Here is a 20,460-nt window from a genome sequence, read left to right as displayed (position 1 = left end):
TGCCTGGATCGCGGGTAAACTGCCGCCCTGTTTTCGCCAAGTGCCGCGGCCGCGCCGCCGCCGGGCCGACGCCGTTGTCAACCATCCATCCGGAGATTTCCCCATGAGCAAGAAGCCCGTCCGCGTGGCCGTCACCGGCGCCGCCGGCCAGATCGGTTATGCCCTGCTGTTTCGCATCGCCTCGGGCGAGATGCTGGGCAAGGACCAGCCGGTGATCCTGCAGCTGCTGGAAGTGCCGGCGGAAGGTCCCCAGAAGGCGCTCAAGGGCGTGATGATGGAGCTGGAGGACTGCGCCTTCCCGCTGCTGGCCGGCATGGAGGCCCACGGCGACCCGATGACGGCCTTCAAGGACACCGACTATGCGCTGCTGGTGGGCTCGATGCCTCGCAAGCAGGGCATGGAGCGGGCCGAACTGCTGTCCATCAACGGGAAGATCTTCATCGGCCAAGGCAAGGCGCTGGACGCCGTCGCCAGCCGCAACGTCAAGGTGCTGGTGGTGGGCAACCCGGCCAACACCAACGCCTACATCGCGATGAAGAGCGCGCCCTCGCTGCCGCGCGAGAACTTCACCGCCATGCTGCGCCTGGACCACAACCGCGCCCTGAGCCAGGTGGCGGCCAAGACCGGCACCAAGGTCGGCGAGATCGAGAAGCTCACCGTGTGGGGCAACCACTCGCCCACCATGTACGCCGACTACCGCTTCGCCACCGTGAACGGCAAGAGCGTCAAGGACATGATCAACGACCAGGAGTGGAACGCCAACGTGTTCCTGCCCACCGTGGGCAAGCGCGGCGCCGCCATCATCGAGGCGCGCGGCCTGTCCTCGGCGGCCTCGGCCGCCAACGCCGCCATCGACCACATGCGCGACTGGGTGCTGGGCAGCAGCGGCAAGTGGGTGACCATGGGCGTGCCCTCCAACGGCGAGTACGGCATCCCCAAGGACGTCATGTTCGGCTTCCCGGTCACCACCCAGGGCGGCAAGTACGAGATCGTCAAGGGCCTGGAGATCGACGCCTTCAGCCAGGAGCGGATCAACAAGACGCTCAAGGAACTGCAGGACGAGCAGGCGGGCGTCGCGCACCTGCTGTGACCGCGAAGTGAACCCGACGCCAGAGGCATCGGGCCTGGGGGCCGTCCAGGCCCGCGCAGGCGGGCCCGGAGCCGCAGCCCCCAGTCCACGCGAGATCCTCCTCGGCGCGCAGGCGCGCACCGGCTCCATCCCGGTGTGCGACCACTACAGCGGCGTGGAGGCGCGCATGCGCAAGAGCCTGCAGCTGCAGGCCGAGATGGCGCAGGAGTTCGGCGCCTGCGTGTTCGACGTCACCCTGGATTGCGAGGACGGCGCCCCGGTGGGCGGCGAGGCCGAGCACGCCGCGCTGGTGGCCGAGCTGGCGCTGGGCGCCGCACCCGGCGCCCGGGTGGCGGTTCGCATCCATCCAGCAGACCATCCCGCCTTCGCCGCCGACGTCGAGACCGTGGTCGGCCGCGCCGGCCAGCGCCTGTGCCATGTCATGCTGCCCAAGGCCGAGTCCGTGCAGGACGTGGAGCAGGCCGCCCGGGCGCTTGATGCAGCCGGCGCGCCCCGGCTGCCCCTGCACGCGCTGGTCGAGTCCCCGGCGGCGCTGCACCGCGCCTTCGACATCGCCGCGCACCCGCGCATCCAGTCGCTCAGCTTCGGCCTGATGGACTTCGTGTCGGCCCATGGCGGCGCCATAGCCGCCGAGGCCATGGGCGTGCAGGGGCAGTTCACGCACCCGCTGGTGGTGCGGGCCAAGCTGGAGATCGCGACCGCCTGCCATGCGCACGGCAAGGTGCCTTCGCACTGCGTGGTCACCGAGATCAAGGACGCAGCCGCATTCCGTGCGGCGGCGCAGCGGGCCGCGCGCGAGTTCGGCTACACGCGCATGTGGAGCATCCATCCGGACCAGGTGCGCATCGTGCTGGAGGCCTTCGCGCCGCAGCAGCAGGACATCGAGCGTGCGGCGCAGATCGTCGTGGCGGCGGCCCGTGCCGACTGGGCGCCGATCGCCTTCGACGGCAAGCTGGAAGACCGGGCGAGCTACCGTTACCACTGGCAGCTGCTGGAGCGGGCGCACCAGACCGGCCGGGCCTTGCCCGGCGAGGTGCGGCACTGGTTCCAGCCGCCGCACCATTGAATTTCAAGGGACCCTGAGCCATGAAGACCGTGATCGCATCCTTGTTCGTGCTGGCGCCCGTGCTGGCATTCGCCCAGGCCCCGGCCCAAGCCCCGGCCGCGGGGGCTGCCAAGCCCGCCGCCGCCAAACCGGCCGCCAAGCCGGAAGCCAAGCCGCGGCTGGCCCGCTCGGCGCGCAAGGCCGTGGAAGAAAACACGCCCATCGACGACGACCCCGGCATCCAGCTCAGCGAGGCCGACCTGGCCGTGGCCAGGAACGTCTACGTGGGCGACATCCCCTGCGAGCTGGGCGCGGCCGTGAAGATCACGCCGACGAAGCGCGAAGGCTTCTTCCTGGTGAGTACCCGCAACCACCGCTTCCGCATGCACCCGGTAGAAAGCCGCACCGGCGCCATCCGCCTGGAAGACCCCAAGCGCGGTGCGATGTGGCTGCAGCTGGGCAACAAGTCCATGCTGATGAGCCAGAAGCTCGGCCAGCGCCTGGCCGACGAGTGCCAGAGCCCGCAGCAGGTGACCTACGCCGAGGCCCTCAAGAAGAACCCGCTGCCCAGCATCCTCGATGCCCCGGCACCTGCCGCATCCGCTACGCCGGCCGAGGCGGCGCCTGGCGGCGGCGCGGCCGCTCCCTCGACACCGGCCCGTTGAGCCTGATTCGCAGAACGAACAAACAAACAAATAACGATCCCGTACGGAGAAACCATGCTGCAAGCCTATGTTGACCACGTCGCCGAACGCGCAGCGCTCGGCATCCCGCCGCTGCCGCTCAATGCCAAGCAGACGGCCGAGCTGATCGAGCTGCTGAAGAATCCCCCGGCCCAGGAAGCCGATTTCCTGCTCAACCTGATCACCCACCGCGTGCCGGCGGGCGTGGACGAGGCGGCCAAGGTCAAGGCCAGCTACCTGGCGGCGGTGGCCCATGGCACGGAGAAGTGCGTGCTGATCAGCCGCGCCAAGGCGACGGAACTGCTGGGCACCATGCTGGGCGGCTACAACATCAGCCCGCTGATCGAGCTGCTGGACGACGCCGAGGTCGGCGCCGTCGCCGCCGACGGCCTGAAGAAAACCCTGCTGATGTTCGACCAGTTCCACGACGTCAAGGAAAAGGCCGACAAGGGCAACGCCAACGCGAAGGCCGTGCTGAAAAGCTGGGCCGAGGCCGAGTGGTTCACCAGCCGTCCCGAGGTGCCGCAAAGCCTGAAGGTGACGGTGTTCAAGGTGACCGGCGAGACCAACACCGACGACCTGTCGCCCGCGCCCGATGCCTGGAGCCGCCCCGACATCCCGCTGCACGCGCTGGCCATGCTCAAGAACGCCCGCCCCGGCATCACGCCCGAGGAGGACGGCAAGCGCGGGCCGGTCAGGTTCATCGAGGAGCTCAAGGCCAAGGGCCACCTGGTGGCCTACGTCGGCGACGTGGTCGGCACCGGCTCCAGCCGCAAGTCGGCCACCAACAGCGTGCTGTGGTTCACCGGCCAGGACATCCCCTGCGTGCCCAACAAGCGCTTCGGCGGCGTCTGCCTGGGCGGCAAGATCGCCCCCATCTTCTACAACACCATGGAAGACGCGGGCGCGCTGCCCATCGAGCTGGACGTGGGCCAGATGCAGATGGGCGACGTGATCGAGCTGCGCCCCTACGAGGGCCAGGCGCTGAAGAACGGCCAGGTGGTCGCGCAGTTCAAGGTCAAGAGCGAGGTGCTGTTCGACGAGGTGCGCGCCGGCGGCCGCATCCCGCTGATCGTCGGCCGCGGCCTGACGGCCAAGGCGCGCGAGGCGCTGGGCCTGCCGCCGTCCACGCTGTTCCGCCTGCCCCAGCCGCCCCAGGACAGCGGCAAGGGCTTCACGCTGGCGCAGAAGATGGTCGGCCGCGCCTGCGGCCTGCCGCAGGGCCAGGGCATCCGCCCGGGCACCTACTGCGAACCCAGGATGACCTCGGTGGGGTCGCAGGACACCACCGGCCCCATGACCCGCGACGAGCTGAAGGACCTGGCCTGCCTGGGCTTCTCGGCCGACCTGGTGATGCAGTCCTTCTGCCACACCGCGGCCTATCCCAAGCCGGTGGACGTGAGGATGCACCACGAGCTGCCCGAGTTCATCTCCACCCGCGGCGGCGTCTCGCTGCGCCCGGGCGACGGCGTGATCCACTCCTGGCTGAATCGCCTGCTGCTGCCCGACACCGTGGGAACCGGCGGCGACTCGCACACCCGCTTTCCCATCGGCATCAGCTTCCCGGCGGGCTCGGGCCTGGTGGCCTTCGCGGCCGCCACCGGCGTGATGCCGCTGGACATGCCCGAATCGGTGCTGGTGCGCTTCAAGGGGAAGATGCAGCCGGGCGTCACCCTGCGCGACCTGGTCAACGCCATCCCGCTGTACGCCATCAAGCAGGGCCTGCTGACGGTGGCCAAGGCCGGCAAGAAGAACATCTTCTCCGGCCGCATCCTGGAGATCGAGGGCCTGCCCGACCTCAAGGTGGAACAGGCCTTCGAGCTGTCCGACGCCTCCGCCGAGCGCTCGGCGGCCGCCTGCACGGTGCACCTGAACAAGGAGCCGGTGATGGAGTACATCCAGAGCAACATCACCCTGATGCGCTGGATGATCGCCAACGGCTATGCCGACGGCCGCACCCTGGCCCGCCGCATCGCGGCGCAGGAAGCCTGGCTGAAGGACCCGCAGCTGCTCCAGGCGGACAAGGACGCCGAGTACGCCGCGGTCATCGAGATCGACCTGGCGGACATCCACGAGCCGATCCTGGCCTGCCCCAACGACCCGGACGACGTGAAGACGCTGTCCGACGTGGCCGGCGCCAAGATCGACGAGGTCTTCATCGGCTCGTGCATGACCAACATCGGCCACTTCCGCGCGGCGTCCAAGCTGCTGGAAGGCAAGCGCGACATCCCGGTCAAGCTGTGGGTGGCGCCGCCCACCAAGATGGACCAGAAGCAGCTGACCGAGGAAGGCCACTATGGCGTGCTGGGCACCGCCGGCGCGCGGATGGAGATGCCCGGCTGCTCGCTGTGCATGGGCAACCAGGCGCAGGTGCGCGAAGGCGCCACGGTGATGTCCACCAGCACCCGCAACTTCCCCAACCGCCTGGGCAAGAACACCAACGTGTACCTGGGCAGCGCGGAGCTGGCTGCCATCTGCTCGCGCCTGGGCCGCATCCCCACGCGCGAGGAGTACATGGCCGACATCGGCGTGATCAACGCCAACGGCGACACCATCTACCAGTACATGAACTTCGACAAGATCGCCGACTTCAGGCAGGTGGCGGACACGGTCGCTGCCTGAGCCCGCTGCGACAAAGAAGAAAAGCGGCCCGCGGGCCGCTTTCTTTTGCTCAGTTCCGGTCCGGCTTGGCGGGTGGCCGGCCGCTGTTGCCTGGTGGAACCGCTGGCCGGCTGGGGCCCGCGCCCATCGATGTCGCGGGCACCGGCACGCGCCGGGCAACGGGCGGCGGGCCCGAGGACGAGGGCGTGCTGACGCCCGGTGCCGCGGGCGCCGCGCCCGAGGACAAGGGTGTGCTGAGGTCCGGCGCCGCGGGTGCCGCTGCCGTAGGCGCAGGCGGCGAGGGCTCGGCGGGCGCCGCGGCAGTAGCGGGGGTCGCCGGGGCTGCCGGGGCGGCTGGCGCCGTGTCGGTGCTGGGTGCGCCGGCCGTGGTCGGGGGCACCGCGGCCGGCGCCGCGAAGACCGGCGTGGGAATCACGGTGGCGGGGCCGCCAACGGCCGGCCCTGTGCCGCCCGTGCCGGTGACTGCCTCACCGGCGCTCGGGCCACCGCCGCCACTGTCCCCCCCGCCGGCAGAAGCGCCCGCGCCGCCCGCACCTGCGCCACCGCCGGCTCCACCAGCGCCGCCGGCGCCAGCACCACCAGCCCCGGCACCAGCGCCAGCGCCACCGCCTGCACCGGCGCCAGCGCCACCGCCTGCACCGGCGCCAGCGCCACCGCCTGCACCGGCGCCAGCGCCACCGCCTGCACCGGCGCCACCGCCACCGCCTGCACCGGCGCCACCGCCACCACCAGCTCCGGCGCCACCGCCTCCACCGCCGGCACCACCACCGCCGGCACTACCGCCGCCGGCACTACCGCCGCCGCTTAGTGCGAAAGCGGTACCCAGTGCGGTGGTCAGCACCGTGGCCGCGACGACGGCGGTCACTGTCTTGCGTGTCTTCATGATTGCTCCTTTGACGGCCTGAGGCGCTTCGCGCCTCAGCTGAAATGCAGTTCCTGGTGCTCGCCCAGGTGCGGCGGGTGGCCGGTCACGGCGGCGGTGGCCATCTTGGCCAGCTGGGTGACCTTGCTTTCCTTCACGTCCCAGTACTCGGCGTGCAGGATCTTCACCTCCACCAGCTCCAGGTTGGGATCGTCCACGCCCCCCGGGAACCAGGCCTTGGCCAGGGCGTTGAACAGACGCTCGACCTTGGCGCGGTCGCTGCTGACGGTGGCATGCCCGGAGATGGAGACGTAGTGGTCCTTGCTGGCGTCGGCGTAGGCCACGCACACGTCGCCGTCCACCTGCAGGCGCCGGCCGACCTCGGTGGACTTGGAAACGAAGAAGTACAGCACGCCCTCGTCCAGGGCCTTGTTCTGGGTGGTCAGCGGGTGCGCATGCAGCGTACCGTCGGGGTGGCGGTGGGTGAGCATGCCGAAGCGCATGTCCTTGATCAGCTTCCACAGGGTGTCATGCGGTGAATCGTTGCGGCTCATGGAGGCTCCTTCCAGGGGAATGGATGACGATGGCGCATCTTGGGTCGCCACGCAGCCGTGGGGCGTCGGAGGCATCCAACGTGGCCTGTAGGATGTGCCGCTCCCAGAACACCCCAAGCCGACAACGCATGTTCAAGTCCTTCTTCCTGTCCCGCCGCTGGTGGCCTTGGTCGCTGCTGGGCTCGGCCCTGATCCTGTTCGCCACCTGGTACCGGGTGAGCCTGGACGTGGAGATCAATGAGTGGTTCGGCAGCTTCTACGACATGGTCCAGAACGCGCTGGGCAAGCCCGGCAGCGTGACGCTGCCGCAGTTCTGGGGCCAGCTGCTCACCTTCGGTCGCATCGCCATGCTGTACATCACCATCGCGGTGGTGCTGGACTTCTTCATCAAGCATTTCATCTTCCGCTGGCGCCAGGCCATGAACGACTACTACATGGCGCACTGGGAGCAGCTGCGCCGCATCGAAGGCGCGGCGCAGCGGGTGCAGGAGGACACCATGCGCTTCGCCCGCATCATGGAGAGCCTGGGCGTGGAGTTCATGCGCAGCCTGATGACGCTGGGCGCCTTCCTGCCCATCCTCTGGGTGCTGTCGGAGAAGGTGACCGAGCTGCCCTTCGTCGGGCCGGTGCCGCACTCCATGGTCTGGGTGGCGCTGATGTCGGCGCTGTTCGGCACGGTGCTGCTGGCGCTGGTGGGCTTCAAGCTGCCCGGCCTGGAGTTCCAGAACCAGCGGGTGGAGGCGGCCTACCGCAAGGAGCTGGTCTACGGCGAGGACCACGCCGAGCGCGCCAGCCCGCCGGTGGTGCGCGGGCTGTTCGCCGACGTGCGGCGCAACTACTTCCGCCTGTTCTTCCACTACCTGTACTTCGACGTGGCCAAGTGGTCCTACCTGCAGTTCGCGGTGCTGATCCCGCTGATCGCGCTGGCGCCCACCGTGGTGGCGGGCGTCATCACGCTGGGCGTGATGCAGCAGATCACGCGCGCCTTCGACCGGGTGGAGAGCTCGTTCCAGTTCCTGGTCCTGAGCTGGAGCACCATCGTGGAGCTGATCTCGGTCTACAAGCGGCTGCGCGCCTTCGAACGCCGGATCGAACAGGAGGACGTGGGGCCGGACGCCCCCGAGCCGGCGGCCGACGTGCCGCTCTGAGGCCTCAGGACGCCGCCAGCGTCCGCAGCGCCTCGCCGGTGGCCGCATCCGCCGGGAAGAAGGTCTCCAGCGCCAGCTCCTGCAGCGTCACGTCCACCGGGCTGCCGAACACCGTGGTGGTGCTGATGAAGCTCAGCACGCCTTTGTCGCTGCGCAGCTGCAGCGGCATGACCACGCCCAGCAGCTCGCCCGCCAGGTGCGGCTGTGCCGCGCCTTCGGGCACCGGGTAGCCGGCCAGCTCCTGCTGCAGCGCGGCCAGCTGCCGGTCCCCCGTGGCCCGCAGCTGCTGGTGCAGCCGCTCGAACAGGTGGTGGCGCCACTGCCCCAGGTTGACGATGCGCTGCGCCAGGCCGCCCGGGTGCAGGCTCAGGCGGGCCACGTTGACGGGCGGCTGCAGCAGGGCCGCATCGACGCCGGCCAGCAGCGGCGCCACCATCCGGTTGGTCAGCACCAGGTTCCAGTGGCGGTCCAGGGCCACGGCCGGGTAGGGCTCGTGGCCGCGCAGGATCAGCTCCACGGCCTCGCGCGCCGCGCCCATGCCCGGGTCGTCCAGCGGACGCTCGCGGTACATGGGCGCGTAGCCGGCGGCCACCAGCAGCGTGTTGCGCTCGCGCAGCGGCACCTGCAGCCGCTCGGCCAGCCGCAGCACCATCTCGCGGCTGGGCGCGGCGCGGCCGGTCTCCACGAAGCTCAGGTGGCGGGTGGAGATCTCGGCCTCGTGCGCCAGGTCCAGCTGCGACAGGCGCCGGTGCTGGCGCCAGAAGCGCAGGTGCTCGCCGAAGGGCTGGTGCCGGGCGACGGGGGCAGGAGCGGAGGCGGTGGCGGACATGGTGCGCATGCTAGGGCAGCGCCGGCCGGTTTCCATGACCTGCGAGGTCATGGACCCGCCGCCGGCCGGGCGCCAGCATGGCGGCACCTGTCACCGAAAAGGAGCCTTCCATGTCCATCTTCGCCTCGCCCCGTTTCCTGCGCCATGTGCTGTGGGCCGATGCCGCCTCCTGCCTGGCCACCGGCGCCGCGCAGCTGCTGCTGGCGCCGCGGCTGGCGGCCTGGCTGCAGCTGCCCGTGCCCTTGCTGGTGGGCACCGGTGCCTTCCTGGTCGCCTATGCCGGCCTGGTCGCCTGGCTGGCCCTGCGCGAGCCGCTGCCGCGGCCGGCCGTGGCGGCGCTGGTGATCGGCAACCTGGGCTGGGCCGTCGCCTGCGTGGCCCTGCTGGCCAGCGGTGCCGTCGCGCCCAATGCGCTGGGCGTGGCCTGGGTGCTGGCCCAGGCGCTCTGCGTGGCGGTGCTGGCCGAGCTGCAATGGACCGGCCTGCGCCGCGCGCCGCGCGTGACCGGCTGGGCCTGAGCCGGCGGGCGGGGTCGCCAACGGGCGCGAGGGGCATCTTGTATGCTTGCCCGCTTCCCCTTGCCCAGCCCCTGCGATGACCCGCGTCTTCAACTTCAGCCCCGGCCCCGCCGTCCTGCCCGAACCCGTGCTACGCCAAGCGGCGGCCGAAATGCTCGACTGGCACGGCAGCGGCATGTCGGTGATGGAGATGAGCCACCGCGGGCCCGAGTTCATGGGCATCCTGGCCGAGGCCGAGGCCGACCTGCGCGAGCTGATGGCCATCCCTTCCGGCTACCGCGTGCTGTTCATGCAGGGCGGCGCCATCGGCGAGAACGCCATCGTGCCGATGAACCTGATCGGCCGCACGGGCCGGGCCGATTACGTGGTTACCGGCACCTGGTCGGAGAAGTCGGCCAAGGAGGCCAAGAACTACGGCCAGGTGTGCGTCGCGGCATCGGGCGAGGCCGGCGCCTTCCGCGCCATCCCGCCCCGGTCCGAATGGCGGCTGGACCCGCAGGCCGCCTACGTGCACATCTGCTCCAACGAGACCATCGGCGGCGTCGAGTTCCACTGGACGCCGGACACCGGCGATGTGCCGCTGGTGGCCGACATGTCGTCCAACATCCTGTCGCGGCCGATCGACGTGAGCCGCTACGGCCTGATTTACGCCGGCGCGCAGAAGAACATGGGGCCTTCGGGCGTGACCGTGGTGATCGTGCGCGAGGACCTGCTCGGCCATGCCCTGCCCATCACGCCGGCCGCCTTCAACTACCAGGTGCAGGCGCAGAACGACTCCATGTACAACACGCCGCCCACCTACGCGATCTACATCGCCGGGCTGGTGTTCAAGCACGTGAAGTCGCTGGGCGGCCTGGCCACCATGGAAGAGCACAACCGGGCCAAGGCCCGGCTGCTGTACGACTTCCTGGACGGCAGCCGGTTCTTCCGCAACGAGGTGGCGCCGGCCGACCGCTCGCTGATGAACGTGCCCTTCCACCTCAGGGACGCGTCGCTGGACAAGGCCTTCCTGGACGGCGCGCGCCAGCGCGGCATGGTCCAGTTGAAGGGCCACCGCATCGTGGGCGGCATGCGCGCGTCCATCTACAACGCCATGCCCATCGAGGGCGTGCGCGCGCTGGTGGCCTACCTGCGCGAGTTCGAGGCGGCACACGGCTGAAACGCTTGACCCCGGTGCCACCGCAGGAGCGGGGCTGGGGGCACAATAACGAGGCTCCGGGCGGGCCCGCCCTCGCGGCCGGCCCGGCATTCCACGTGATGAACAAAAATGGAAGGCCGAGACTGATGAATCACGCTTTCGCCCACACCCTGCGCAAGTTCAAGATCGCCGCCGGCAAGAGCGGCCAGTTCCATTCCCTGCCGGCCCTGGCCGAGCAGTTCCCCAACATCCGCCGCCTGCCGGTCTCCATGCGCATCGTGCTGGAGTCGGTGCTGCGCAACTGCGACGGGCTCAAGGTCACGCCCGAGCACGTGCGCCAGGTGGCCAACTGGCAGCCCACGGCCGAGCGCACCGAGGAGATCCCTTTCGTTGTCGCCCGCGTGGTGCTGCAGGACTTCACCGGCGTGCCGCTGCTGGCCGACCTGGCCGCCATGCGCAGCGCCGCCGCCCGGCTGGGCAAGCCTCCCGGCGCGATCGAGCCGCTGGTGCCGGTGGACCTGGTGGTGGACCACTCGGTGATGGTGGACCACTACGGCACCCGCGACGCGCTGGACCTGAACATGAAGCTCGAGTTCCAGCGCAACCGGGAGCGCTACGAATTCATGAAATGGGGCATGCAGGCCTTCGACACCTTCGGCGTGGTGCCCCCGGGCTTCGGCATCGTGCACCAGGTCAACCTGGAGTACCTGGCGCGCGGCGTGCACAGGCGCGACGACGGCGTCTACTACCCGGACACCCTGGTGGGCACCGACAGCCACACCACCATGATCAACGGCGTGGGCGTGGTGGGCTGGGGCGTGGGCGGCATCGAGGCCGAGGCGGCGATGCTGGGCCAGCCGGTGTACTTCCTCACGCCCGACGTGGTGGGCTTCGAGCTCACCGGCCGGCTGCGCGAGGGCTGCACCGCCACCGACCTGGTGCTCACCGTCACCGAGATCCTGCGCAGGCACAAGGTGGTGGGCAAGTTCGTCGAGTTCTTCGGCGAGGGCACGCGCACGCTGGGCGTGCCCGACCGCGCCACCATCGGCAACATGGCGCCCGAGTACGGCGCGACCATGGGCTTCTTCCCGGTGGACGAGAAGACCATCGAGTACTTCAAGGGCACGGGCCGCAGCAAGGAGGAGGTGGACGCGCTGGAGGGCTACTTCCGCGCGCAGGAGCTGTTCGGCATCCCCATGCCCGGGCAGGTCGACTACTCGCAGGTCATCCACCTGGACCTGGGCACGGTGACGCCCAGCCTGTCGGGCCCCAAGCGGCCGCAGGACCGCATCGAGCTGGGCCACGTCTCGCGCCAGTTCTCCTCCCTGTTCAGCAGGCCGCCGGCCGAGAACGGCTTCAACCAGCCGGCCGGGCGGCTGGGCGAACGGCACCTGCTGCGGTTCGGCGAATCGTCCGACAAGGTGCCGATGACGCCCGACACCCCGCCGGCGGCGCCGCGCTTCGAGGCCGAGATGCAGGCCAACAAGCCCACGCTGCCGTCGGCGGTGGCCCTGGCCGAGCCGCCCGAGCAGCACGTCGCGGGCGTGACCATCGGCAACGGCGACGTGCTGATCGCCGCCATCACCAGCTGCACCAACACCTCCAACCCCGGCGTGCTGCTGGCGGCGGGCCTGCTGGCCAAGAAGGCGGTGGAAGCCGGCCTGCAGGTCAAGCCGCACATCAAGACCTCGCTGGCCCCCGGCTCGCGCATCGTCACCGACTACCTCACCCGCTCCGGCCTGCTGTCCTACCTGGAGCAGCTGGGCTTCACCGTGGCGGGCTACGGCTGCACCACCTGCATCGGCAACTCGGGCGACCTGGCGGCCGAGATCAACGAATCCATCGTCAAGAACGACCTGGTGTGCGCGGCCGTGCTGTCGGGCAACCGCAACTTCGAGGCCCGCATCCATCCCAACATCAAGGCCAACTTCCTGGCCAGCCCGCCGCTGGTGGTGGCCTATGCCATCGCCGGCACCGTGCTCACGGACCTGATGACCCAGCCCGTCGGCAAGGGCCATGGCGGCAAGGACGTGTGGCTGGGCGACATCTGGCCGTCCAGCGACGAGATCCACAAGCTGATGAAGCACGCCATGAACGGCAAGGCCTACCAAGCCAACTACGGCCAGGTGAAGTCCAACCCCGGCGCGCTGTGGGAGCGCATCCAGGGCGTGGGCGGCGAGACCTACGTCTGGCCGCCCAGCACCTACATCGCCGAGCCGCCGTTCTTCGACGACTTCGACATCGAGCCCGCCAGCACCGCCGCGCCCGTCAGGGTGGAGGGGGCGCGCATCATGGCCCTGTTCGGCGACTCCATCACCACCGACCACATCTCGCCGGCCGGCTCCATCAAGGAGAGCTCGCCCGCCGGCCAGTGGCTCAAGGCCCACGGCGTGATGAAGGCCGACTTCAACAGCTACGGCTCGCGCCGCGGCAACCACGAGGTGATGATGCGCGGCACCTTCGCCAACGTGCGGATCAAGAACCTGATGATCCCGGCCCTGCCCGACGGCTCGCGCGAGGAGGGCGGCCTCACCGTCTACCGAGACGCACAGGGCAACGCCGAAAAGGTGTCCATCTACGACGCGGCCATGAAGTACATGGCCGAGGGCCGGCCCACGGTGATCTTCGCGGGCGAGGAGTACGGCACCGGCTCCTCGCGCGACTGGGCGGCCAAGGGCACGCAGCTGCTGGGCATCAAGGCGGTGGTGGCGCGCAGCTTCGAGCGCATCCACCGCAGCAACCTGGTGGGCATGGGCGTGCTGCCGCTGCAGTTCAAGGGCGGCGACACCTGGCAGTCCCTGCAGCTCGACGGCTCGGAGCTGGTGGACGTGATCCCCGACCCGCAGCTGCGGCCCATGAGCGACGCCCGGCTGGTCGTCACCCGCGCCGACGGCAGCCGCCAGGAGCTGACGGTGACGCTGCGTATCGACACGCCCATCGAGGTGGAGTACTACCGCAACGGCGGCATTCTTCCCTTCGTCCTGAGACAGCTGCTGTCGCAGTGACGCAGGAGCTGCTGGTCGCCGGCGGTGGCATAGCCGGGCTGGCGGCGGCGGTGGCCGGCTCGCGCGCCGGCTGGGAGGTGCGGCTGTTCGAGCAGGCGGCGGCGTTCGGCGAGGTGGGCGCGGGCCTGCAGCTGGGCCCCAACGCCACCCGGCTGCTGGGCGAGTGGGGCCTGCTGGATGCGGTGCGCGCGCGGGCGGCCGCGCCCCGGCGGCTGGTGGTGCGCGATGCGCACCGCGGCCACGAGATCGCCGCCCTGGCGCTGGGCGCCGACATCGAGCGGCGTTACGGCGCCCCCTACCTGACCGCCCACCGGGCCGACCTGCATGCCGTGCTGCTGGAGGCCGCCCAGGGACGGGGCGCCCGGCTGCACACCGGCACGCGCCTGGCGGCGATGGACGAGGACGAGGCCGTGGTGCGCCTGCACACCGAGTGCGGCCGCACCGTGGAAGGCGAGGCCCTGGCCGTCGCGGACGGCCTGTGGAGCACGCTGCGCGTCCAGCTGCTGGGAGGCCAGGCCAGGCCGCGGGCCTTCGGCCACCTGGCTTACCGCGGGCTGCTGCCGGCCGCCGACGTGGCCGATCGCGGCCTGCTGCGCGCGGTGACCGCCTGGCTGGGGCCCGACCTGCATGCCGTGACCTACCCGGTGCGCTCGGGCGAGCTGCTCAACGTGGTGTGCTTCGTGGAAGGCCGTGTGGAGGGCGACCCCACCGGCTGGGACCGGGAGGCCACGGCGGCCCGGCTGCAAGCCGCCCTGCGCCCGGTGCGCGGGGGCTTGCGCGCGCTGGTCGATGCCATGCCCGGCTGGCGCCTGTGGGTGCTGCACGACCGCGCGCCGCTGGGCTCGGCGCAGGAGATGGCGCGCGGGCGCGCCGCCCTGCTGGGCGACGCCGCGCACCCGATGCGCCCCTACCTGGCGCAGGGCGCCGCCATGGCCCTGGAGGATGCCGGCGCGCTGGGCCGCGCGCTGGCCATGGCCGACGGCCGGCTGATCGACGTGCCCACCGCGCTGAGATGCTATGCGCAGGGCCGCTGGCAGCGCTGCGCCCGGGTGCAGCGCCGGTCGCTGCGCAACGGCCGCATCTTCCATGCCGGCGGGCTGGTGCGCTGGGGCCGCGATGCGTCGCTGCGCCTGCTGGGTGCGCGGCTGTTGGATATGCCCTGGCTGTACGGCCCCCTCTGAGGGCTTCGGGAAGTCGGGCGGCCGCAGCGGCACCACGCCGGGCACCCTCCATCCAGCGGCGCAGGCGCGCTGCTTACCCCCAAATGGGGGAAGAAGCCGGCCTGTGGATGCCGCCACAATGCGGTCGGTGGCAAAGGAGGGTGGCCATGGGAACGCACGCGAAATCCGACCGCAAGATCGACCTGGCGCTGTCGGGCGGCGGCATCCGAAGCGCCACGGTGTCGCTGGGCGTGCTGCAGGCGCTGGCTGCGCACGAATGGCTCGGCCGGATCGGCACGCTGTCCACGGTGTCGGGCGGCGGGTACATCGGCACGTTCCTGTGCCGTCTGGCGGCCCGGGTGCGGGAGCACACGCCGGATGCCGAAACGGCCTGGACGCACACGGGAAGGATCCTGCTCACCCCTACGTCGCAGGACGTCAGCCTGGCGCCCGGTGGCGTGTCGCCGTCGGCGACGCTGGTCCTCCATCCCTTGCAGTGGCTGCGGGAGAACAGCCGCTACCTGACGCCCTCAGGCAGCAGCGACATGCGGCAGGGAGCCGCCTACTACCTGCGCGGCTTGCTGGCCCTGCATTTCGATCTGGCGCTTGTCGCCCTGATGCTCGGTCTGGCCGTGGTGCTGGGCGGCTTCCTGGCCGATGCCTTGTTCTGGCTCACCGAGGAGCCGGCCGTGACCGCACGCGCAGCGTTGGCGCAAGCCCTGGGGCTGCCGGTGCCGCCCTGTGCCGCCCACGGCGGCGCGCCAGCGGCTTGTGGCGCGACCTGGGTGGCCAGCGGCTGGTGGCTCGCGGCCCTGGCGGTGCTCGCGCTCGCCTGCGCCGTCGGCCTGGCCTATTGGCTGACGGTGCGCCGCCTCCACGACCGCGAGGACAACCCGGCCGCTGCGGCGCAGGAGTGGACGCAAAGCCTCATGGTGCTCGTGTCCTTGGCCGTGTTCGTCGCGCTGTTCGCAGTCTGGCTGGCCTACGCCGCGAGCAGGGGGCGGGCCTGGTGGCCGCCGGCCATGCTTGGCGGCATCGCCGTCGCCGGCGTGCTCATCTGGGCGCTGTCGCTGGCGGCCGCCCGGCTGAAAACGCGCCGCAAACAGGTCCGGCAAGCGGCGCCTGGCATTGCCGAGGACACCGCAGGCTCCCAGCAGCAACGCAAGGCCGACACCACGTGGTTGACCATCACCCAAGCGCAGGTCGACCGGCAGCGGCGATGGCTGACGGTGTGGCTGTCGCGCTGCCTGGTCGCGCTCGTCGTGCTGGCGGTCGTGGCCGCTCTGGACACGCTGGCCATGAGCCTGGTGCAGCACCATGCCCGGCAGGGCGACTGGTGGCCGTGGACGGTGCCCGCGGCGGCCTACGGGACCTTGCTGGCGGCTGCCTGGCGCTGGCTGACGCAGGCGGAATCTCAGCAGCAGGGGGCATCGCGCTGGCGCAACTGGACGGACGCTGCCGTGCTGCTGCTGGCGCTGGCGGTCGCGGCGACGCTCGCGCTGGCCTATCTGGTCATGGCATACGCCCTGGTGGTCGACGACGCGCGGGCGCTTGCCAGGCCGTTCCAGGGCGACTGGGCACTGGGCGTCCTCCTTCTCGCAGGCCTGGTGCTCGCGGCGGCCTGCATGCATTTCGCTCCCGGCTTTCTCAATCTCTCGAGCTTCCACAACCTCTACGCCGCCCGGCTGAAGCGGGCTTACCTGGGCGCCGCCAACCCCGAGCGCCTGTCCGAGCTGCGGCGCCCTGTCGATGCGGCGCGGCTGCAGTCGAGCCGGGCTGCCTTCGTGAACGAGGTCCGCGCAGGGGATGAGCCTTCGGACATCGACAAATACATCGAGGACAACGACCGGACGCTGGGCATCGAGCACGTGATCAACGTGACCGTGAACCAGCGCTTGAGCACCACCTCGCCCACGCTCGCACGCGACCGGCAGGGAGTGGCCATGTGCCTGGCCAGGGACGGCGTGTTCGTCGAAGCCGCGCTGCGCGGCGGGCCGGGCCACCCCGGCCCGCGGTTCACGCATGCGCAGATGAAGGCCTCGCCCCTGACGCTGGCGCAGTGGGTGGCCATCTCCGGTGCCGCGTTCTCGGTGGGTGTCGGCAAGGAAACCAGGCCGGGCTATGCGCTGCTGGCTTTCCTGGCCAACGTGAGAACCGCCTACTGGTGGCCCGCTCCGCGGGCGGACGGGCCGGCCGGGCCGGGCGGCCTGTGGTGCCTGTTGCTGGAGGAGATGCGCTGCCGCTTCCTCGGCACGCAAGGCCGCTACTGGTACCTCTCCGATGGCGGGCACTTCGACAACACGGCGGCGTACGAACTGGTGCGCCGCCGCAGCACGCACGTGCTGGCCAGCGACAACGGCGCCGACCCGCACTACCGGTTCGACGACCTCACGCACCTGCTGCGCCGCATCCGGATCGATTTCGGCGCGGAGGGCGTGATCCGCTCGCGCGAAGAGCTCGTCGGGTTCGGCTTCAAGGCCGAGGGCTTCGGCACGCCGGAAGACTTCCGCCGCGCGCAGCAGAAGGGCGAATCGCAGCCCTGGGCCTTGTGGGTGGAGATCTACCACGACCGCGAGAGCGGCCGGCCGCGCGACACGGCGTCCGAACCGCCCGACGGGATCATCGTCTGGGTCAAGCCGGCGCGCGTCGCGGATTGGCCGGCCGATGTGGGCCACTATGCGCAGACGCATGCGCGCTTCCCGCAGGAAACCACCGCCGACCAGTTCTTCGACGAGGCCCAGTGGGAGAGCTATCGGCGCCTGGGCGAGTTGCTGGCCGGGCGGGTGCTGGCCGCCGATGTCTTTCGCCATATGGACGCGCGGCTGCAGCCTCCAGCGGGCCCGTCTGCCACGGTGCCGGGCTAGAGGTCCGTGCGCAGCTTCCAGATCTCCGGAAACAGCACCACCTCCAGCATCCTGCGCAGGTAGCTCACGCCGCCCGTGCCGCCGGTGCCGCGCTTGAAGCCGATGACGCGTTCCACCGTCGTGACATGGCGGAAGCGCCAGAGCCGGAAGGCATCCTCCAGGTCGGTGAGCTCCTCGCCCAGCTGGTACAGGTCCCAGTGGCGCTGCGGGTCGCGGTAGACGGTGAGCCAGGCCTGCTCCACCTCGGCGCTTTCCTCGTAGGGCCGGGTCCAGTCGCGCTGCGTGTGGCTGGCCGGCACCGGCAGGCCGCGGCGCGCCAGCAGGCGCAGCGACTCGTCGTACAGCGAGGGTGCCTCATAGAACGCCTGCACCTGGGCGAGCAGGTCCGGGCGGTGCGCATGCGGCTTGAGCATGGCGGCGTTCTTGTTGCCCAGCGCGAACTCGATGCTGCGGTACTGGGCGCTCTGGAAACCGCTGGAGTTGGCCAGGTAGGGGCGGATGGCGCTGTACTCCGGCGGCGTCATGGTGGCCAGCACGTCCCAGGCATGCACCAGCTGCTCCATGATGCGCGAGACCCGCGCCAGCATCTTGAACGCGCTGCCCAGCTGGTCGCTCGCCACGCCGGCGATGGCCGCCTTCAGCTCGTGCAGCATCAGCTTCATCCACAGCTCGCTGGTCTGGTGCTGGATGATGAACAGCATCTCGTTGTGGTCGGGCGAGAGCGGCTTCTGCGCGTTCAGGACGGCGTCCAGCTGCAGGTAGTCGCCGTAGCTCATGGAGCGGCTGAAGTCCAGCTGCGCGCCTTCGGCGTGCACGATGTCCTGCGGCCCGGGCGTCCTGGTTCCGCTCATTGGGTAACCTCCGCCCTGCGGGCTGCGGTGCTATGAGACTTCGGAACGGCCGGGCGTCTCATGTGACCGCCTGTCGGCGGCCGAACTCCGGCCGCCGCCACTCGCCACTGTCCAGCACCTGGCCCAACTGCTCCACCGCCTTCCAGACGTCCTCGAAGCCCAGGTACAGCGGCGTGAAGCCGAAACGCAGGATGTCGGGGGCGCGGTAGTCACCCACCACCCCGCGCGCGATCAGGGCCTGCACCATGGCGTAGGCGCCTTCGGCGTGCCCGTCGCCGGGCTGCCCCAAGGCGGGCACAGCCCCCTCGGGGGGCAGCGAGGACACGCAGTGCCGAGCGTGGGGGCCCTGATACGACAGGCACACCTGCGAGCCGCGCTGCGCATGATCGCGCGGCGTGACCAGGCGCAGGCCCGCATCGCCGCAGCGCTGCTCCACCAGGGCGATGAACAGGTCGGTCAGGGCCAGCGACTTGGCGCGCAGCGCCCGCATGCCGCCGTGCGGCAGGCTGGCCTCCAGGGTGTCCAGTCCGCAAGCCAGGGCCACCATCGCCAGCACCGGCTGCGTGCCGCACAGGTAGCGGCCGATGCCGGGCGCCGGCACGTACTCGGGCGTGAACGCGAAAGGGGCGTCATGGCCCCACCAGCCGGCCAGCGGCTGCCAGAAGCGCTCCGCATGGCGCGGGTGCACCCACACGAAGGCCGGCGCGCCGGGCCCGCCGTTGAAGTACTTGTAGCCGCAGCCGATGGCGAAGTCCGCTTGCGCGTCGTGCAGATGGACCGGCACCGCGCCGGCGCTGTGCGCCAGGTCCCACACCGCGAGCGCGCCGGCTTCGTGCGCCGCGCGCGTGAGGGCCGCCATGTCGTGCATGGCGCCGCTGCGGTAGTTCACGTGGGTGAGCATCAGCACCGCGACCTCGCCGTCGAGCGCCGCGGGCAGCTCCTGCGCCTCCACCAGCCGCAGGGTGCAGCCCTGCTGGCGGCACAGGGCCTGGGCGATGTAGAGGTCGGTGGGAAAGTTGCTGCGCTCGCTGAGCACCACGCGCCGGCCCGGCGCGTCCTGGGCGGCGATCTGCAGCGCCGCGCTCAGCACCTTGTACAGGTTGATGGAGGTGGTGTCGGTGGCCACCACCTCGCCCGCGCCGGCGCCAATCCAGGCGGCGATGCGGTCGCCCACGCGTCCCGGCATCTCGAACCAGCCGGCGTCGTTCCAGGAGCGGATCAGGCCCTGGCCCCATTCCTGTTCGACCGCCCTTGCCACGCGCGCCGCGGTGGCGCGCGGCAAGGGCCCGAGCGAGTTGCCGTCCAGGTAGATCACGCCCGGCGGCAGGGCGAACAGGTCGCGCAGCGGGCGCAGCGGGTCGGCGGCGTCGCGCGAGCGGCAGTCGTGCAGGGAGATGGCAGTCATAGGGAACGCAGGACGGCGCGCACCGGGGAGGCGTCGGCCGTCATCAGTTTCAGGGGCAGGGCGACCAGCTCGTAGTCGCCCTCGGGCACGCCGTCGAGCACCAGGTTCTCCAGCACGCGCAGGCCGCGCCGGCGGATCACCTGGTGGCTGGGCAGCTCCTTGCTCTGCGCCGGGTCGATGCTGGCCGTGTCGATGCCGACCAGGCGCACGCCCAGGTCGGCCAGCCGCTCGACCGTCTGCGGCGCGAAGGCCGCCAGCGCCGGATCCCAGCGGTCGACCGGGGCGCGCTCGTAGGTGCGCACCAGCACCCGCGGCGGCAGCCCGCGCGCGGCATGCTCCAGATGACGCCACTCCACCAGGGGCCCCGGCTGCAGAGCATGGATGACGCGGCAGCGGCCGAGGAAGGGGGCGAGGTCCAGCGCGCCCACCGGCTCGCCCTGCGGGTCGTAGTGCAGCGGCGCGTCGGCATGGGCGCCCACATGGGGCGACAGGGTCAGGCTGCTGACGTTGACCGGGCAGCCCGGCGCGATGGTGGCGGCCCAGCGCTGGCTGTACGGCGTGTCGCCCGGGAACACCGGCGCGCCGGCGTGCACGGGCGGCGAGATGTCCCAGAGGCGGGGCTCGTCGTGGCTTGGCATGGCCGCAGTGTGGAGCGGAGGAAAAACGCGTGGTGTCGGTTAATGCCA

16 protein-coding genes are annotated in these 20,460 nt (G+C 70.8%); 10 read left to right on the top strand and 6 right to left on the bottom strand.

The window, feature by feature from the left end:
- Positions 1-103 precede the first annotated feature (103 nt).
- Genes RTA_RS14370 through acnB form a run of 4 tightly spaced genes read left to right on the top strand, consistent with a single transcriptional unit; the run spans position 104 to position 5,440 of the window.
- On the top strand, positions 104-1,090 hold the full coding sequence (locus RTA_RS14370) for a malate dehydrogenase (RefSeq protein WP_013902140.1): 987 nt from the start codon (positions 104-106) through the stop codon (positions 1,088-1,090).
- A gap of 7 nt (positions 1,091-1,097) precedes the next feature.
- The gene (locus tag RTA_RS14365) at positions 1,098-2,156 is read left to right on the top strand and encodes an HpcH/HpaI aldolase/citrate lyase family protein (RefSeq protein ID WP_041675612.1); all 1,059 of its coding nucleotides are present in this window, start codon (positions 1,098-1,100) and stop codon (positions 2,154-2,156) included.
- A gap of 20 nt (positions 2,157-2,176) precedes the next feature.
- Complete coding sequence (locus tag RTA_RS14360; protein ID WP_013902138.1) at positions 2,177-2,800, top strand: hypothetical protein; 624 nt, start codon at positions 2,177-2,179, stop codon at positions 2,798-2,800.
- Between the two features lie 54 nt (positions 2,801-2,854).
- The gene (acnB, locus tag RTA_RS14355; protein WP_013902137.1) at positions 2,855-5,440 is read left to right on the top strand and encodes a bifunctional aconitate hydratase 2/2-methylisocitrate dehydratase; all 2,586 of its coding nucleotides are present in this window, start codon (positions 2,855-2,857) and stop codon (positions 5,438-5,440) included.
- A 411-nt stretch (positions 5,441-5,851) separates the two neighbouring features.
- Here the strand turns inward: acnB and RTA_RS14350 are convergent, their stop codons facing one another.
- Positions 5,852-6,232 (bottom strand): hypothetical protein, encoded by a 381-nt coding sequence (locus tag RTA_RS14350; protein ID WP_158307841.1) that lies wholly within the window; start codon positions 6,230-6,232, stop codon positions 5,852-5,854.
- A gap of 126 nt (positions 6,233-6,358) precedes the next feature.
- A complete protein-coding gene (locus RTA_RS14345) occupies positions 6,359-6,856 on the bottom strand; it encodes a pyridoxamine 5'-phosphate oxidase family protein (protein ID WP_013902135.1) in 498 nt (165 codons plus the stop codon).
- A gap of 128 nt (positions 6,857-6,984) precedes the next feature.
- On the opposite strand from RTA_RS14345, the gene sbmA reads away from it, so the two are divergent.
- Entirely contained in the window at positions 6,985-8,004 is a 1,020-nt protein-coding gene (sbmA, locus tag RTA_RS14340) for a peptide antibiotic transporter SbmA (protein WP_041675611.1), read from the top strand.
- Between the two features lie 4 nt (positions 8,005-8,008).
- On the opposite strand, the gene RTA_RS14335 is transcribed toward sbmA, so the two are convergent.
- On the bottom strand, positions 8,009-8,833 hold the full coding sequence (locus RTA_RS14335; protein WP_041676450.1) for a helix-turn-helix domain-containing protein: 825 nt from the start codon (positions 8,831-8,833) through the stop codon (positions 8,009-8,011).
- A gap of 110 nt (positions 8,834-8,943) precedes the next feature.
- Here RTA_RS14335 and RTA_RS14330 point away from each other — a divergent pair, with 110 nt between their 5' ends.
- The 5 genes from RTA_RS14330 (at position 8,944) to RTA_RS14310 (ending at position 17,518) form a co-directional block, all read left to right on the top strand.
- Entirely contained in the window at positions 8,944-9,351 is a 408-nt protein-coding gene (locus RTA_RS14330) for a hypothetical protein (RefSeq protein ID WP_013902132.1), read from the top strand.
- A 76-nt stretch (positions 9,352-9,427) separates the two neighbouring features.
- Positions 9,428-10,510, top strand: coding sequence for a 3-phosphoserine/phosphohydroxythreonine transaminase (gene serC / locus RTA_RS14325; RefSeq protein WP_041675610.1), 1,083 nt, complete (start codon positions 9,428-9,430; stop codon positions 10,508-10,510).
- A 125-nt stretch (positions 10,511-10,635) separates the two neighbouring features.
- The gene (locus tag RTA_RS14320; RefSeq protein ID WP_013902130.1) at positions 10,636-13,494 is read left to right on the top strand and encodes an aconitate hydratase; all 2,859 of its coding nucleotides are present in this window, start codon (positions 10,636-10,638) and stop codon (positions 13,492-13,494) included.
- On the top strand, positions 13,491-14,675 hold the full coding sequence (locus RTA_RS14315) for an FAD-dependent monooxygenase (RefSeq protein ID WP_041675609.1): 1,185 nt from the start codon (positions 13,491-13,493) through the stop codon (positions 14,673-14,675). Before RTA_RS14320 ends, RTA_RS14315 begins: the two co-directional genes overlap by 4 nt.
- A gap of 146 nt (positions 14,676-14,821) precedes the next feature.
- Entirely contained in the window at positions 14,822-17,518 is a 2,697-nt protein-coding gene (locus RTA_RS14310) for a membrane protein (protein WP_013902128.1), read from the top strand.
- Here RTA_RS14310 and kynA read toward each other — a convergent pair.
- Genes kynA through kynB form a run of 3 tightly spaced genes read right to left on the bottom strand, consistent with a single transcriptional unit; the run spans position 17,515 to position 20,412 of the window.
- Positions 17,515-18,369, bottom strand: a complete 855-nt coding sequence (gene kynA / locus RTA_RS14305; RefSeq protein WP_013902127.1) for a tryptophan 2,3-dioxygenase — start codon at positions 18,367-18,369, stop codon at positions 17,515-17,517. The genes RTA_RS14310 and kynA overlap by 4 nt on opposite strands.
- A gap of 58 nt (positions 18,370-18,427) precedes the next feature.
- Positions 18,428-19,774 carry a kynureninase gene (gene kynU / locus RTA_RS14300; RefSeq protein WP_013902126.1) on the bottom strand — a complete coding sequence of 449 codons (1,347 nt, stop codon included), beginning with the start codon at positions 19,772-19,774 and terminating at the stop codon, positions 18,428-18,430.
- Positions 19,771-20,412, bottom strand: a complete 642-nt coding sequence (gene kynB / locus RTA_RS14295) for an arylformamidase (protein WP_041675608.1) — start codon at positions 20,410-20,412, stop codon at positions 19,771-19,773. Before kynB ends, kynU begins: the two co-directional genes overlap by 4 nt.
- Positions 20,413-20,460 lie beyond the last annotated feature (48 nt).

Origin of the sequence: Ramlibacter tataouinensis TTB310, assembly GCF_000215705.1 — a bacterium.
Classification (GTDB): domain Bacteria; phylum Pseudomonadota; class Gammaproteobacteria; order Burkholderiales; family Burkholderiaceae_C; genus Ramlibacter; species Ramlibacter tataouinensis.
Note: the sequence above shows the minus strand (reverse complement) of the source record. Positions and strands in the feature narration are given on the sequence as shown.